General features: G+C 35.1%; 12 protein-coding genes. 7 read left to right on the top strand and 5 right to left on the bottom strand.

The genetic code is table 11. The annotated features are described in order from the left end of the window. Positions 1–604 precede the first annotated feature (604 nt). The 3 genes from ACMHJ2_RS05575 to ACMHJ2_RS05565 all read left to right on the top strand — a co-directional run bounded on the left by ACMHJ2_RS05575 (position 605) and on the right by ACMHJ2_RS05565 (position 3,259). Complete coding sequence (locus tag ACMHJ2_RS05575) at positions 605–1,102, top strand: hypothetical protein (protein ID WP_413511974.1); 498 nt, start codon at positions 605–607, stop codon at positions 1,100–1,102. A 312-nt stretch (positions 1,103–1,414) separates the two neighbouring features. Then, entirely contained in the window at positions 1,415–2,113 is a 699-nt protein-coding gene (locus ACMHJ2_RS05570; protein ID WP_413511973.1) for a YceI family protein, read from the top strand. A gap of 165 nt (positions 2,114–2,278) precedes the next feature. Beyond that, on the top strand, positions 2,279–3,259 hold the full coding sequence (locus tag ACMHJ2_RS05565) for a YpdA family putative bacillithiol disulfide reductase (RefSeq protein WP_413511972.1): 981 nt from the start codon (positions 2,279–2,281) through the stop codon (positions 3,257–3,259). A 5-nt stretch (positions 3,260–3,264) separates the two neighbouring features. Here the strand turns inward: ACMHJ2_RS05565 and ACMHJ2_RS05560 are convergent, their stop codons facing one another. Then, positions 3,265–3,675, bottom strand: coding sequence for a Fur family transcriptional regulator (locus ACMHJ2_RS05560; protein WP_413511971.1), 411 nt, complete (start codon positions 3,673–3,675; stop codon positions 3,265–3,267). Positions 3,676–4,216: 541 nt separating this feature from the next. Between ACMHJ2_RS05560 and ACMHJ2_RS05555 the strand changes: the two genes are divergently transcribed. Continuing rightward, on the top strand, positions 4,217–5,413 hold the full coding sequence (locus ACMHJ2_RS05555; protein ID WP_413511970.1) for an aromatic amino acid transporter: 1,197 nt from the start codon (positions 4,217–4,219) through the stop codon (positions 5,411–5,413). Positions 5,414–5,479: 66 nt separating this feature from the next. On the opposite strand, the gene ACMHJ2_RS05550 is transcribed toward ACMHJ2_RS05555, so the two are convergent. The 3 genes from ACMHJ2_RS05550 to ACMHJ2_RS05540 form a co-directional block, all read right to left on the bottom strand. Then, positions 5,480–6,196: a ThiF family adenylyltransferase gene (locus ACMHJ2_RS05550; RefSeq protein WP_413511969.1), complete on the bottom strand. Its 717-nt coding sequence runs from the start codon at positions 6,194–6,196 to the stop codon at positions 5,480–5,482. Positions 6,197–6,234: 38 nt separating this feature from the next. Then, positions 6,235–6,873 (bottom strand): TatD family hydrolase, encoded by a 639-nt coding sequence (locus tag ACMHJ2_RS05545; RefSeq protein WP_413511968.1) that lies wholly within the window; start codon positions 6,871–6,873, stop codon positions 6,235–6,237. Between the two features lie 74 nt (positions 6,874–6,947). Next, positions 6,948–9,581, bottom strand: coding sequence for a valine--tRNA ligase (locus ACMHJ2_RS05540; RefSeq protein ID WP_413511967.1), 2,634 nt, complete (start codon positions 9,579–9,581; stop codon positions 6,948–6,950). Positions 9,582–9,802: 221 nt separating this feature from the next. Here ACMHJ2_RS05540 and ACMHJ2_RS05535 point away from each other — a divergent pair, with 221 nt between their 5' ends. From ACMHJ2_RS05535 to ACMHJ2_RS05525, 3 genes are all read left to right on the top strand, one after another. Continuing rightward, on the top strand, positions 9,803–10,192 hold the full coding sequence (locus tag ACMHJ2_RS05535; protein WP_413511966.1) for a DUF1573 domain-containing protein: 390 nt from the start codon (positions 9,803–9,805) through the stop codon (positions 10,190–10,192). Between the two features lie 554 nt (positions 10,193–10,746). Continuing rightward, the gene (locus tag ACMHJ2_RS05530) at positions 10,747–11,412 is read left to right on the top strand and encodes a 4'-phosphopantetheinyl transferase family protein (protein ID WP_413511965.1); all 666 of its coding nucleotides are present in this window, start codon (positions 10,747–10,749) and stop codon (positions 11,410–11,412) included. A 335-nt stretch (positions 11,413–11,747) separates the two neighbouring features. Beyond that, positions 11,748–14,861: an amino acid adenylation domain-containing protein gene (locus ACMHJ2_RS05525; RefSeq protein ID WP_413511964.1), complete on the top strand. Its 3,114-nt coding sequence runs from the start codon at positions 11,748–11,750 to the stop codon at positions 14,859–14,861. A gap of 100 nt (positions 14,862–14,961) precedes the next feature. Here ACMHJ2_RS05525 and ACMHJ2_RS05520 read toward each other — a convergent pair whose 3' ends face one another. Beyond that, positions 14,962–15,699 carry a tyrosine-protein phosphatase gene (locus ACMHJ2_RS05520; protein WP_413511963.1) on the bottom strand — a complete coding sequence of 246 codons (738 nt, stop codon included), beginning with the start codon at positions 15,697–15,699 and terminating at the stop codon, positions 14,962–14,964. Position 15,700: the final 1 nt, after the last annotated feature.

Here is a 15,700-nt window from a genome sequence, read left to right as displayed (position 1 = left end):
GTGTGTTTGTCGAACAAAGGGTGAGTGAGAACTGAGTGGTGAGTAGTGAAGGGTGAATTTTTTGAATAGCTAGTTAGTAACTACCAAGAAAGCAGGAAGCCGATTACGAGGAACAGCAGGTATTCCCGACGAAGGAGGGATTCCATCGGTCATTTAAAACTCATGTAAAATTAGAGGATAGGTAAATAATCCTTTCTTCCATTCTTGCGATAAGCTTAAGAATTGATCAATACTTACCTTTCATTTTTTACTAATATAGTCCCTCTTACTTTTTCTTGTAGAGTCAAAGATACCGATTTAATCACCGTTTTATCCTGAGAGAAAGATCCTTTATTTTTGTGCACTGTATGTAATAAGTAGAAATTAACACAAGGAATTCGAGATGCGCTCCACAGTGGATGTATCTCACTTATTTTGTTTTTTTAGCTATTAGATACTAGAAAACTACTTTCTACAAACCAATTATTACTATCTTTACTACTGCAAGTAAGGTGCAAAAACGGTAAACCCTATTCAAGGACTTCACCCATAACACTTCACCCATAACACTTCACCCATAACACTTCACCCATAACACTTCACCCATAACCAACAAAAAACTCACATGAAAAAACTACTCTTAATGCTTTGTATAACCGTGGGATTAGTAAGTTGCAACCAGAAGGTAGCACCTCCACAAACGGTAAATGTCAAGGATCAATTTACCATGGAAATTCCCTCAACACTTGCTGTAATGACGGACTTATATCCAAATGCGGCCCTTCAATATGGAAATACGTTCAAACAAGTTTATATTGTAGCTAAAGAATCCCCAAAAACAGCCAATGAAGATTTCAAATCCTTCACGCAAAAAGCTTTATCGACCTATGCTAATCGATCAGACTATGAAGTTGTCAAAGAGGACGATGTACGCATTAATGGTTTACCTGGAAAAATATACAAATTATCGATGTCACAAGAAGGTAATTTTATGTTTATGATTCAAGTCATGATTGAGGGTAAAAAAGGAAATTATGAGCTTATTGGCTGGACAATTGGACAAAATAAAGCCTACCAAGGTGATGAATTAATGAATATCATTTCTACTTTTAAAGAAATATAAAACGGCTTATATAAAACTAAGTACGGATAAATCAAGGAGTTATTCGCACTTAGTTTTACCTTCTTCTTCTGGAGTTGAACAAGCATTCTCATAGATTTCAAGTCCGCTTCAAAAAAACCTCAACAAAAGCTTTCATTAAAAAACACTTTTTTTATACCAAAAGACATCTATTTAAAAGCATAATCGATAAAATAGGCGTCATTATTTCACAAAAAGTGCTTATTTACAACTTTTTAACACGCAGTATTTTGATATTTTCTTGTATATTCATTTTTGTATTGTACATTTGGTGAAACAAAATAGCGAATTAACATGAAAAAAATTTTATTATCAGTAGCAGTGGTAGCTGCTCTTTCATTAGCATCATGTGGAAACAAAAATGCTGATAAAGCAACAACTACAGCGGAGCAAGAAGTTGCTACAGTTCAAGGAGACAAGTATGCTGTTAACTTAACAGAAAGTAATGTAACTTGGAAAGTAGGGCACAAAGGAGGACTTAATCCACGTTATGGTACTTTAGCTTTAACCGTTGGTGAGATTTCTATTGACTCAACTGGATTAACTTCAGGTTCATATGGTGTTGACATGGCATCTATTAAAGTTGATCGTGCTTCTGTTGATGCTGATGAAGATGTAGCAAAATTAGAAGGACACTTAAAAAGTCCTGATTTCTTCAACGTAGAAAAAAATCCTACGGTAGACTTTAAAATTACGAAAGTAGAAGATTTCGATGCTACTAAACAAACAAGTACAATTGAAGGGGCTAATAAAATGGTAAGTGGAAACTTAACAATTTTAGGAAAAACGGTAAACATCACTTTCCCTGCTAAAGTAGTAGTAGAAAATGGTAAAGCGGTTGTCAATGCTTCTTTTGTAGCTGACCGTTCAGCATGGGGATTAGTATTCGGTACAACAGATAAAGATTCTGGTGCTGCTCTTAGTCCAGCTGATTGGGCAATTAGTAAAGACATGGAAATTGGTATTCACTTAGTAGCTGATAAAGTAAACTAAGAATCCTTTCTCATATAATAAAGCAAGAGGGTGTCCCAAAAGGACATCCTCTTTCCTTTCTTACTATTTTATCTGCTCTTGTTTTCTTTTCTGCTTCCAAAATAAATCAATACTTTTGTTAGAAAGCCTACAAAAAAACTACCCTTCGGGTTTATTACGTATACAATGAAACAGTTAGACATACTTATTATCGGCGGTGGTCCCATAGGAATTGCCTGTGGTATCGAGGCTAAAAAAGCGGGATTATCTTATGTAATTATTGAAAAAGGGTGTTTAGTGAATTCACTCTATCACTATCCAATTAATATGCAGTTTTTTTCTACTTCAGAATTATTAGAATTAGATCATATTCCCTTTATTAGTGCGGAAAATAAACCCCGCCGAAAAGAAGCATTAGAATATTATAGACGCGTAACTGATTTACATCACCTATCGATTCATTTATTTGAAAAAGTGGAACAGGTGAACCAACAAACAGACGCATCCTTTAAGGTTACAACCTCCAAAGATACGTATACAGCTGCCCATGTAATCGTGGCTACTGGTTTTTATGATTTCCCCAATTTATTGCAGATTCCAGGAGAAGATCTAGCTAAAGTATCCCATTATTACAATGACCCTCATTTCTATGCGAATATGAATGTGGTGGTTATTGGTGCGAGTAATTCATCGGTAGATGCTGCACTTGAATGTTACCGAAAAGGAGCTAAAGTAACGATGGTTGTGCGCGATAAGTCCATTAGTTCTCACGTGAAATATTGGGTAAAACCCGATATTGAAAATCGAATTGCCGAAGGATCTATTCAGGTTTACTTCAATAGCAACTTAACCGCTATTACAGCCTCAGAGGTCACCCTACAAACGGACAATCAAACCTTGACCATTCCCAATGACTTTGTCTTGGCACTTACTGGCTATCGTCCTGATTTTGATTTTTTAAGAAAACTGGGGATAACGACTCAAAGTACGGAGAACCTAGTTCCTACTTTTAATCCTGAGACGATGGAAACCAATATGGCGAATTTATATTTGGCTGGTGTAGTTTGTGGGGGTTTAAATACCCATACTTGGTTTATTGAAAACTCAAGAATTCACGCTCAACTAATTCTCAAAGATATTAGGGATAAAAAACGCAACCCAAGTTAAAGCTTTTACGATTGACACGATTGACATATTCCTTTCGCAATGACTTCTATTTCACTCAACTGAAAGCCAGCTGGAATTTCAATCGTAGGAATACTTACTTGCGTCAAGCAAATCGTTTTCTTGCATTGGTTGCAAATAAAGTGTAAATGAGTATCTCGGTGTTTATCTTCCGAACAATTGGAGGAACACAGTGCATATTGGGTAATCGTATTGGCTGTTATACGATGTAAAAGCCCTTTACTTTCAAACGTCTTAACCGTTCGATAAATAGTCACTCGATCCGATTGATCAAAACTATTTTCAATATCTGCTAGCGAAACGGCTCCTTGTTGTTGTTTTAAGAATTTCAAGACCAAAATTCGCATAGCAGTAGGTTTTATGTTTTTTGCCTCTAATTGTTCTTCGATATTCAACATAATGCTCTCCTTTTGATTTACTCAAAGATAAACATTGTTAGCCAATTCAGTCGGTACTTGAAAAGGAAAATCGTGTACTTTTCAAATTATCTGTCCTACTTTTGTCTGTCTCTTCTTGTGATTTGCCTCTTCTTGTGATTTGCTTCTTTTGCCTGAAAAAAAGTATTGTGTCAAAGCATACCTGAAACGCAGGTACGGCGGTGTACCTGAAACACGTTCGAAGCAATATCAGCCTGATTGGTGTATGGCTGGAAGCATCCTATTCCTCCTAAACGACGATTTCGCTTGTCAATTTAAAAGTAGAAGTAAAAGTAGAAAATGAAAGGTATAGCTACTACCTGTAATTAATTTCAAATGCTTTTGGGGTTTTATAGTAAAAACAACAAATAAAAACATATATTTATTTTTTAGCTTCCTTTCTTTCATAAAAGGCAAAAAAACAACCAAGGAGGTATGCTTTTTGCAATAGCATTTAACTATTGCTCTACCTAACTAGATAGCAAATAAATAACAAAACGCAAAACAATAAATTTAAAACAAAATGCAAAAAATTATCGGAAGTATTCTTATTGTAGCAGGGACTACAATAGGTGCAGGCATGTTAGCCATGCCCATTATATCAGCCAATGTAGGTTTTTTATTTATGTCCATTATCTTGTTCTGTATTTGGCTTGCTATTTTTTATACTTCCGTTCTATTAGTCAATGTCTATCAATACAACTCTATAAACGACGGTCTTAATACCCTAACCTTAAAATATTTAGGAAAATCAGGAGCAGTGATTACCGGATTGAGTATGCTTACCTTGATGTACGCTTTAGTAAGTGCTTATATTGCAGGTGGTGGGGATATCTTACGCACTAATATCGAGCAATTATTTAACATTCACCTCTCTCCTCAGCTGAGTGCAGTTTTATTTACCTTATTATTTGGTGGGATTATTGCTTTTGGAACCAAAGCGGTTGATTACAGTACTAAAGTGGTCTTTTCAATTAAAATTTTGTGCTTGTGCTTGGTATTAGGCCTCTTATTACCTCATATAGAAATGGCTTATTTGAGTTATTTACCTAAAAGTCCACTTCCCGTTTTAGCAACTATACCTATTATTTTCACTTCCTTTGGATTTAGTGTGGTTATTCCTAGTTTAGTTAAATACCTAGATGGCAATTTACGCCAGTTAAAATGGGTATTCTTCATCGGAAGTAGTATCCCTTTAATGCTATACTTAATCTGGGAATTAACAATTCTAGGCAATATAGAAAGCGGTGTTTTTAGTGAGATTTTAAAAAACAATTCAGGCATTGAAGGTTTATTAAAATCCATTCAAGAAATTCAAGATTCACCACGTATCAGAATTTCATTTACTATTTTTGCGGCAGCGGCTATTCTAACCTCCTTTTGGGGAGTTGCCCTAGCCTTAAATGATTACATCAAGGATTTAGCTAAAGATCGTCCGAAAATTAAACACCATATAAGTGCTTTTATTTTGACCTTTTTACCTCCTATTCTCTTTGCTTTATTTTATCCAGATGGATTTGTTATTGCCTTGGGATATGCTTCTATCTCTTTGGTGATTCTAGCCTTAATCATTCCGATGTTGATGTTGCAAAAAGCAAAAAAACAAGCGGGAGAAACAACCGGCGCATTGCAATACATCAGCTATGGTTTATTGTGGGTTTTGGCCGTATCGATTGTTGTCTTACAAATTTTATTAGCGCTAAACCGCTTACCTTCCTAAGAAATAAGCTATTTCATTCTAAAAATAAACTAAAAAAGTCGGGATTTAATCCCGACTTTTTTAGTTTTATTTGGACAGTAAATATCGGATTACATTTTCTGCAGCAAGCAAACCAAACAAAGCAGGCATCCAACTATTTGTACCGAAAAAAGATTTTTTAAAATTCGATCCATCAGTCATTTTTAGACTACTTTCATCTGGTTTTTCTTTGGAGAAAACAGCTTTTACACCCGAAGAAATTCCTTCTTTCTTCAAGCGTTTGCGAATCTGTTTTGCCAAAGGACAAACCTCTGTTTTACCAATGTCTTTAACTACAACTTTAGAAGCGACCATTTTTCCTCCTGCACCCATGGCACTAATTACCTTAATGCGCTTGCGCTTGGCAGCTAAGATCAGATTAATCTTTGGCGTTACACTATCAATACAATCCAAAACATAATCATATTCCTCAGTAACTACCTCATGTGTGCGCTCTGGCGATAAAAACTCTTCAATACGCGTTAGTTTTAATTCTGGATTAATATCCATCAAACGATCTCCTACAACGTGTACTTTTGCCATGCCTATCGTAGAATGTAAAGCGGGTAATTGTCTATTAATATTGGTAATATCAACGGTATCTCCATCTACAATTGTCATAGTACCTACCCCTGCACGGGCTAAAAACTCTGCTGCAAATGATCCAACACCTCCTAATCCAACCACTAAAACATTAGCGTTTTTTAATTTTTCTAATCCTTCTTCTTTAAAAAGTAAGGCTGCTCTTTCTTGCCAAATAGCCATCAATTTCTTGTTATTAATCCCCCTTAGGGTTGTAATTATTATTCGTTTTTAAATACCCTTTTAAAATTTGATTCAACCACTTGCTCTATATTTGGATGCAATTCTGCTGCTTTGGCATATACATCCGCTATCGAACTAGTTGTATCATTGTCTGTTTCTAGAAACACAAAATCTTTGGGCACGGAACTAAAAGTATCTTGTACTTTTTTATTTCGCAATAGCGCACTACCAAAAGAGAGATAGAAACCGTTTTTCCACAAACTTTCTGCCACTTGTTGATGTTTATTAAACCCGTGTACAAGTAAGGGTACTGTAATATTCAAGCGCTTTTTAAGTGCAATAATTTCTTGATAAGCAGAAACGACGTGCAAAATTACAGCTTTTTTATTTTTTTCTGCAAGAAGTAATTGTTCAACTAGCACTTCTTCTTGTAGAGGTAGTGGTATTTCTATTTTTTTATCTAATCCACACTCTCCTAGCGCCAAGCAATTGGGATGATTGATATTCGCTTCAAGCCAACTTAATTGCTCTTGAATCAAAGAGGATTCAATATACCAAGGATGGATACCTAAAGAAAAATGAGGGATGGTAAAATCTACCTTCTCTATATTTTGATTTAGGATAGCCAAAGTATCAGCCTCCCTATGTGGTTGATGCGTATGGATGTTGTATTTCATAGGTGCGAAGATAAAAAAAAGGTCTTTACTTAGCATTCACTAACTAAAGACCTTTATATCAAAAGATAACTTTACTATTTCAAACCAGCTAAACTCTGTTCGATTAGTGCCATTTTGGCTAAAGCATCTGCTTCTTTTTTCTTTTCATTGGCTACTACTTGTTCTGGTGCTCCGCTAACGAATTTCTCATTGGATAACTTCCCTTGAACGGATTGTAAAAAGCCTTTTAAATACGTTAATTCTTCTTCTAGTTTTGCAATTTCTTCTTCAATATTTACATTACCAGCCATCGGAATAAAATACTCATTGGATTGGATGCGGTAGGACAAAGCGCCACTTACTTGATCGGCTACGTATTCAATTGAAGCCACATTTCCCAATTTAGCAATCACACAATCAAAATAGGTCGATACTTTTTCGTTGTTGATTATTTTCAAATCAATGACTTCTTTGAAAGAAATATTTTTATCTTTTCTGATGGTGCGTATACCCGCAATAACTTCCATGGTAAACTCAAACTCTTTGATTACATTTTCATCAAAGGCTTTTGCTTCTGGCCATGCTGATACCACTAATGCTTCTTCTGTTGTGCGTGCATTGATGTGTTGCCAAATCTCTTCAGTCAAGAAAGGCATAAATGGATGTAACAGTTTCAAGTTCGCTTCCAATAATTCGATTACTTTATGATAAGTAACCGCATCGATTGGCTGCTGATAACCGGGTTTAATCATTTCCAAGAACCAAGAACAGAAATCATCCCAAACGAGTTTATAGATAGCCATTAAAGCATCTGAAATTCTATATTTGGCGAAGTGATCTTCAATTTCTACTAATGTTCTTTGTAGCTTTGCTTCATACCACGCTAAAGAAACTTTAGCTGTTTCAGGTTGTACTAGTGTTTCAGAAACTTCCCAGCCTGTAATTAAACGGAACGCGTTCCATACTTTATTTGTAAACGCTTTACCTTGTACACATAATTCTTCGTCAAATAAGATATCATTTCCTGCAGAAGCCGATAACAATAACCCTACACGAACTCCATCTGCACCAAATTTGTCTATCAATCCTAAAGCATCAGGTGAATTACCCAGTGATTTTGACATTTTACGGCGTTGTTTATCTCTTACAATACCGGTGAAATAAACGTTTGTAAAAGGCTGTACACCTGTATATTCATAACCTGCCATAATCATACGAGCCACCCAGAAGAAAATGATATCTGGACCTGTAACTAAATCATTGGTTGGGTAATAGTACTTAAACTCTTCGTTTTCTGGATCATTTAATCCATTAAATACAGAGATTGGCCATAACCATGAAGAGAACCAAGTATCTAAAGCATCTTCATCTTGTTTTAAATGAGCTAAAGTCAAAGTAGCATTGCCTGATTTTGCAATCGCAAGAGCCAAAGCGGCTTCTTTTGTTTCTGCAACAACAAAATCGTCTTTCCCATCTCCATAATAGAAAGCAGGAATCTGTTGTCCCCACCACAATTGACGAGAAATATTCCAGTCGCGGATATTTTCTAACCAACTTCTGTAGGTACTATTATAGCGACTTGGGTACAATTTTACATCTTCCGATGTCATTACTGCATCCAAAGCTGGTTTTGCTAACTCTTCCATTTTCAAAAACCACTGATCTGATAATCGAGGCTCAATCACAGCTTTTGTACGCTCTGACGTCCCTACACTATTCATGTAATTTTCTACTTTATCTAAAGCACCTAAAGTGGCTAATTCCGCTTCAATTTCTTTGCGAACAACAAAGCGATCTTTGCCTTTGTAATGTAAACCCAAATCATTAAGGGTTGCATCTGCATTGAAAATATCGATAATTTCTAAATTATGACGTTCGCCCAACGCTTTATCATTGACATCATGAGCAGGCGTTACTTTTAAACAGCCTGTTCCGAATTCCATATCTACATATGCATCAAAAATAATAGGAACTACGCGATTGCAAATGGGTACGATTGCATTTTTACCTTTTAAATGCTGGTAACGCTCATCGTTAGGGTTAATACAAATAGCCGAATCCCCTAAAATTGTTTCAGGACGAGTGGTTGCAATGGTCAAATAATCCGTTGTTCCTTCGATTTGATATTTTACGTGATAGAGTTTTCCTTGGCGTTCTTCGTAAATTACTTCTTCATCCGATAGCGTTGTTTTTGCTTCTGGATCCCAGTTTACCATTCGATATCCGCGGTAGATAAGTCCTTTATTAAACAAATCAACAAATGACTTAATTACTTGTTGTGACATAGCTGGATCCATAGTAAACTTGGTACGGTCCCAGTCACAAGAAGCACCTAGTTTTTTTAATTGGTCTAAAATCACACCGCCATATTCTTCTTTCCATTCCCATGCGTGTTTTAAAAACTCTTCTCTAGTTAAGTCGTTTTTATTGATTCCCTGCTCTCTCAATTTAGCGACGACTTTTGCTTCAGTTGCAATAGATGCGTGATCCGTTCCAGGAACCCAACAAGCGTTTAGTCCTTTTAAACGTGCGCGACGTATTAATACATCTTGAATTGTAACATTCAACATATGCCCCATATGCAATACTCCCGTTACGTTTGGTGGAGGTATTACAATGGTGTACGGCTGTCTTTCATCTGGTACCGATCGGAAAAAATTATTTTCCATCCAATACTGATACCATTTTTGCTCTACTTGCTTTGCGTCAAACTGTGCAGGAATTACCATTATTCTATATATTTAATATTAAAAAAAGATAAAACATTGAATTACTTCTTAGAAAAACGGTTTTTTCTACCTTAGTAACCTTAGTTTTATTTATCTTTGTGTTGTACAAAAGTAATTATTACTCGTCAATTATAAAAGTATATCTAAAATCGAATATGCGAAAAAAATTTGCAAGTAATCGAAAAGTTTTTAATTTTACAAAACAACAAAAAGTTATAGTAATGAAAAAATTAATAGCAGTATTCGCATTAGTCTTATCTAGTGCTTTGACATTTGCTCAAAGTGGTCCAAAAATTCAGTTCGCTGCTGAAAACAACACCATTGATTATGGAACAGTTATTAGAGGTAATGACGATGGATTACGTTCATTTAAATTTACAAACACAGGTGACCAACCGTTAATCATTACAAATGTTCGTTCAACTTGTGGATGTACAGTTCCTTCTAAGCCAGAAGCACCAATTATGCCAGGTGAAAAAGGAAAAATTGATGTAAAATACAACATGAGTATCGGAAGAATTAGCCGTACAATTACGGTGGAATCTAATGCAGTAAACTTCGAAAATGGTACAGTACCTTTGAGAATTAAAGGAGAAGTTGTAGAAAAATAATTTTCTATAACCTAAACATAAAAAAAGCCACTCTTTTTGGAGTGGCTTTTTTTATGTTGTTTTGGCATCTACTGGGTCTTTTCTTCTTTATTTTATATATTGACTTTCTATGCAAATAATAGGCTTATTTTAGGTTGATTATTTTCTATTTATTCTCTTGCGTCTGCAAGTATTCCATCGTAATTCAAGTTCCTTTTAAAAATCGAATTACCGTTAAAAAAATTCCCTCCCTCAACCTTTACCTCCCCTCTTTTAACTCCTTTTTTTATATTAAAATTTATTTTTTTTAGATAATTTTTAACATTTAAGCAAATGAATTAATTTCAAAAAACTAGTAAAAACAGTAGCTAACGCGTATAATTATCCCTAAAAATTAACATTAAAAATATTTTATAGGTTATTTATTGTATAAAATATTTTATTTATATATTTATAATCCAATAAATTATCATTTGTATCTAACTCAATACCAGATAATACTACGTATAAAATTTTAACCTAGTCATTCATCTATTTTTAGTTAGAAAAATAAATTAAAATTGATAAATAGGGGTATGATCTATTCTTTTTATTTAAATCGTTCTGAACTAAACATTGATCCCATTGTTTTAAAAAAGGAAATAGAAAAATTTCCTGCTTGGGTGCAAGAAGAGATTTTTAAATATCGAAAAGAAGAAGATAGAGAAATTCGAATGTTAGGAAAGTTAGTACTTAAATACGGATTACACTACCTAGGTTTTGAAAGTGACAAATTAATTCAACAACTGATTACAGACGCCAATGGAAAACCCAAAATTCCTGAAGCTAGTTTGTATTTCAATCTTGCCCATGCCGATGATTATATCATCTGTGTGCTCGCAGATAAGTACCGAGTGGGTGTAGATATTGAAAAGATTAAAGATGCCAAAATAGAAGATTTTTGGCATATACTTAGGGATGACGAAAAGCTGGAAATAAATACAATCCCCAATTGTAAAAAGGCTTTTTATCGCTTATGGACTCAAAAAGAAGCCTGTGTTAAAGCGGATGGTAGAGGTTTGTTATTCCCTATTGAGAAGGTTGTTATCTCTAATGATATCGGTTTGATGGATACAGATCGCTGGTATTTAAAAGAACTATCCATTGCTCCAGACTACGTCTGTTATTTAGCCGTAGACACTAGGGAAGCAAGGGAAATAGTAACAGAGAAAAAAATTCAGGATAGTAAAGATTTAATCTAGTACTATTTAGGCATAAAGGCCTTAGCAACATAAAAAACTACGCTTGTATAAACAGCTAGTAATCCTATTATTAATTAGTACCCTCTATAAGTATGAATTTTAAAAGATTTTTACTGCTAAAACACAATCACTTTCTCTCTTAAAGAGAAACATACTACCTTACCTGTTTGCGGTTTAAATAAAAAACTCTTTTATTTTTTGACTTTTAATAGCGTTTAGATTAAAACCTTAGCGTTGTATTCCCAACTTTTTTATATACAGCTTTTTCCTGTTTCTATAGGGAAGCTTTCTATTGTGTCAACAATTTAATACAAACCAATAAACACCAATTTATTATGAAATCAAATGAATTTCCAGATCAGCAGCTGATCCATGGGCTAGGCATTGAGGACCATCAACTAAGAAAGATCCTCGCCTTTAATCAAACCGCCAATGACACGTATCCACTTCATCAAACCATCGTAGATTTGATTGAAGAACAAGTGCAATTAGTTCCAAATAAGATAGCAATTGTTTACAAAGACCAAACACTTACTTATCGAGAAATGGATCAATTGGCCAATCAATTAGCTAATTACATGCGAAGTTTGGTTCATCTAAAACCAGATGATCGCATTGGACTTATGATGGATCGAAGCGAAAAACTCATTATTTCGCTCTTAGCCATTATGAAAACTGGCGCCGCTTATGTTCCAATGCCTCCTTTATATCCGGAGGATAGACTAAAAAACATAAGTCAGGACAGTCAAATATCGCTCTTATTGACTGAAAAAGCTTTCGAAAAAACGGCGCATAAAGTAGCTGAAAAAACGGTAATTTGGGACGATGTATCCTGGAAAACGGCTGCTTCAGAAAAACCCAAAAGAGAGTTAAAACCGCATCATCTCATGTATGTTATGTTCACATCTGGTTCAACCGGAAGACCCAAAGGAGTTGCTGTGGAACATAAGAGTGTTGTCAATGCATTAAGCTATTTCCTCGACGAGGTAATTCCAAAATCTGCCGAACATCTCCTTGCAATCAGTACGTATGCGTTTGACATTTCAGTTTTAGAAATATTTGCTATGTTACTACGAGGACGTACAGTTGTTGTTGCTTCTCAAGAAGATCAAATCAATCCAGAAACGATTGTAGCCTTAATCCTAAAGCACAATATCTCCGTTGTTCAAACCACACCCAGTACTTGGTCTATGTTAGCCGAAACTTCTAATTGGTCAAAAATAAAGCCCATGACAATCCTGTGTGGAGGCGAATATTTATCTCCTACACTAGGAAAAACGCTTCTTAAAGGCAATCATACGATATGGAATGTATATGGTCCTACGGAAACTACGATTTGGGTAACTGCCAAAATCATCCGTTCAGAAGAAGATTTATCAACCATTGGAGCGCCAATTGCCAATACTGATATTTATATCCTAGATAAAGGTCATATTCTACCTATTAATGAAGCTGGTGAGATTTGTGTAGGGGGTATAGGAGTCACTAGGGGCTATTTTGGACAACCGGCACTTACAGATGCTCAATTTATTCCGCATCCCTTAAAAAAAGGAGAAAAAATTTACAAAACAGGAGATTTGGGTAAATGGCTAGAAAATGGCGAAATAGAGTATTCGGGCAGAATAGATGATCAAGTTAAGATTAGAGGGTATCGCATAGAGCTTCAAGAAATAGAAGAAAAGACAAGTAAACTTGAAGGTGTAGAAAAAGCAGTTGTGAGAGTAAAATCGGATAGTGACTATGATAAAAAACTAATCGCCTTTGTCGAGTGTCCGCATTTAGATTTAGATGATAAGAACAAAAATAACTTGATCAAAAAATTCAGGGAAGAGCTTCTACACACGTTGCCGATTTATATGATTCCTCATGACTTTGTCATTCTGCAAAAACTTCCAATAAATGCAAATGGAAAGGTAGATAAAAAGGCTTTGCTAGAAAACTATCAAAAAACATCCATTGCTGTAGATGAGACCAAAGAATTTAAGAATGAATTTGAAAAGACCATCTTCAGAATTTGGACTGAAATTTTACAATACCCCTTCATTGAGGTAACAGACAATTTTTTTGAATTAGGTGGTCATTCGCTGCTTTTAGCAAAACTATTTAATCGATTACCTGATTCGTATCGCGATACGCTAACTCTTCAAGATTTGTTTATCCACAAAACAATCGAAACTCAGGCTCAAATTATTCAAGAAAGAATGGGTGGCAACAAGACCCATTTAAAGAATAATCTAAGTGAAGAGATGATTCTTCAACTTTTGAAAGATGCTAATCTTGTCCCAGAAATTGAGATTATAGGTCAAGTGGATGCTTCCTTAATGGATTCGCCTCAGCATATATTATTAACGGGAGCTAATGGTTTTGTAGGGGTTCATGTTATTGATGAACTAATGAACCAAACCAATGCTACTGTATATTGTCTTATCCGTGCAGACAATATACAAATTGGACTAAAACGCTTGCATCAAGCTTTTGAACAATTCTTGATTCCTACGCATTGGCTTTCTTCCGATCGAATTAAAATTGTAACGGGAGACCTCCACAAACCGCTACTTGGTTTCAGCGAAGAACAGTTTAATTCCCTAGCAAAAAAGATTGATTGTATTTATCATTCCGGTAGTTCGGTGAATTTTATAGAGCCGTATTCCATTATTAGAAAAGCCAATATTTTAGGTCTTCAGGAAATCATCAAGTTTGCCGCTGCAGGCAAAATAAAACCCGTTTCTCTATTCTCAACAAGTGCTGTATTTAGTTTCGGCCATCAATTTACCAACAAAAAATGGGTAACCGAAAATGATGATATACATCAAGATTTAGAAGCGGTGAGTCGCGACTTGGGCTACGTTCAAAGTAAATGGGTTATGGAACAAATTATGCAAAAAGCGGAGGAAAAAGGGGTTCCTGTTATTATTTTCCGTTTAGGCTATGCCTTAAGTAATTCCAAAACAGGTTCTACAGCTATCTACCAATGGTGGGGAGCTTTAGTAAGAAGTTGTATTGCCAATAAGGCATATCCTTCTATTTTAGGGTTTAAAGCTCAGTTGGTTCCTGTAGATTATATGGCCAAAAGTATTGTGCATATTTCGCGCCAAAAAGCGGCTTTAGGTAAAAAATTCCATCTTACTCCGTTACCTGAGGGAGATGTTTCAATTAATGATTTCTTTGATCGAATCAATGAATATTTTGGATTTGACATGAAACCTTTACCGTACACGGAATGGCTAAATCTTTGGAAAAACAATGAAGAAGATCCACTATACCCCCTATTAGGTATGTTTACGGATAAAGTCCATGGAGAATCTACGCTAAAAGAAGTATATCAAAACACCTATTATTATGATGCTGAAAACACCTTGAGCTTTATTAAAAAAAGTGAGATGCCTTATCCTCCATTTATCAATAAAACGATGTTAGAACCCTATCTAAAATATTTAGCAGTTATCTAACCCGTAGAAACAGTATTAAATTTTTCTCATTCTACAAATGCTAAGAGGGTGCCCTTTTCGGGGCACCCTCTTTATTTTTAAAAGTTTTTTTAATAAAAAACTACATCCTAAACTCTTGATTATTCGTAATAGCTTGTGTAAAAAACTCAATCGCTTTTACTTCTACTTTAGCATCAAATCCTTTGATGTGCTTCTCGTGGTGAATATCAGATCCCACAAAATCTATTAATCCGTGTTGCAATAAAAAATTAGCCGCTTCTAATACGTGTTTACCATAATAGCCCGTTACGGAGAGTAAATTCATTTGAAAGTAACAACCTGCCTTTTTTAATTTCTTATACATGGCTGTATTTTGGTGATAAAAATTATAGCGCTCAGGATGCGCTAAGATAATTTCATATCCATTGGATTTTAATTGGAATAGAATATCCATCAATTGAATGGGTGGATTCATATAGGACATTTCAACCAAAACGAAATTATTCTTTAAGGTCAATAACTCTTTATTTTCAATATGAGGTATCAGACTATCGTCCATTAAATATTCAGAAGCTACACGTAAAGCTATCGCTTTTGCTTCTTCTGGAAGTTGTTCTTGAACGCGCTGATATTGATCTAAAATCCCTTCTCTTGTATTTTCCCAAACTAAAGGTGTTGTATGGGGCGTTGCAATGGCTTGATCAAATCCTAAATCTCGCATAGAGGATATAATAAACTTTGTATCCTCAATCGTTTGTGCACCATCGTCAATCCCATAAATTAAATGCGAATGAATATCCACAAAATCGTCTGGAATTAAGTCTTTTAAAATCGGTTTTGATTTAAAAAATGAAAACATA

Origin of the sequence: Myroides odoratus (assembly GCF_965118575.1) — a bacterium.
In the GTDB taxonomy this organism is placed as follows: domain Bacteria; phylum Bacteroidota; class Bacteroidia; order Flavobacteriales; family Flavobacteriaceae; genus Flavobacterium; species Flavobacterium odoratum_B.
The sequence above is the reverse complement of the archived record's forward strand: the minus strand, read 5'-3'. Positions and strand labels throughout refer to the sequence as shown.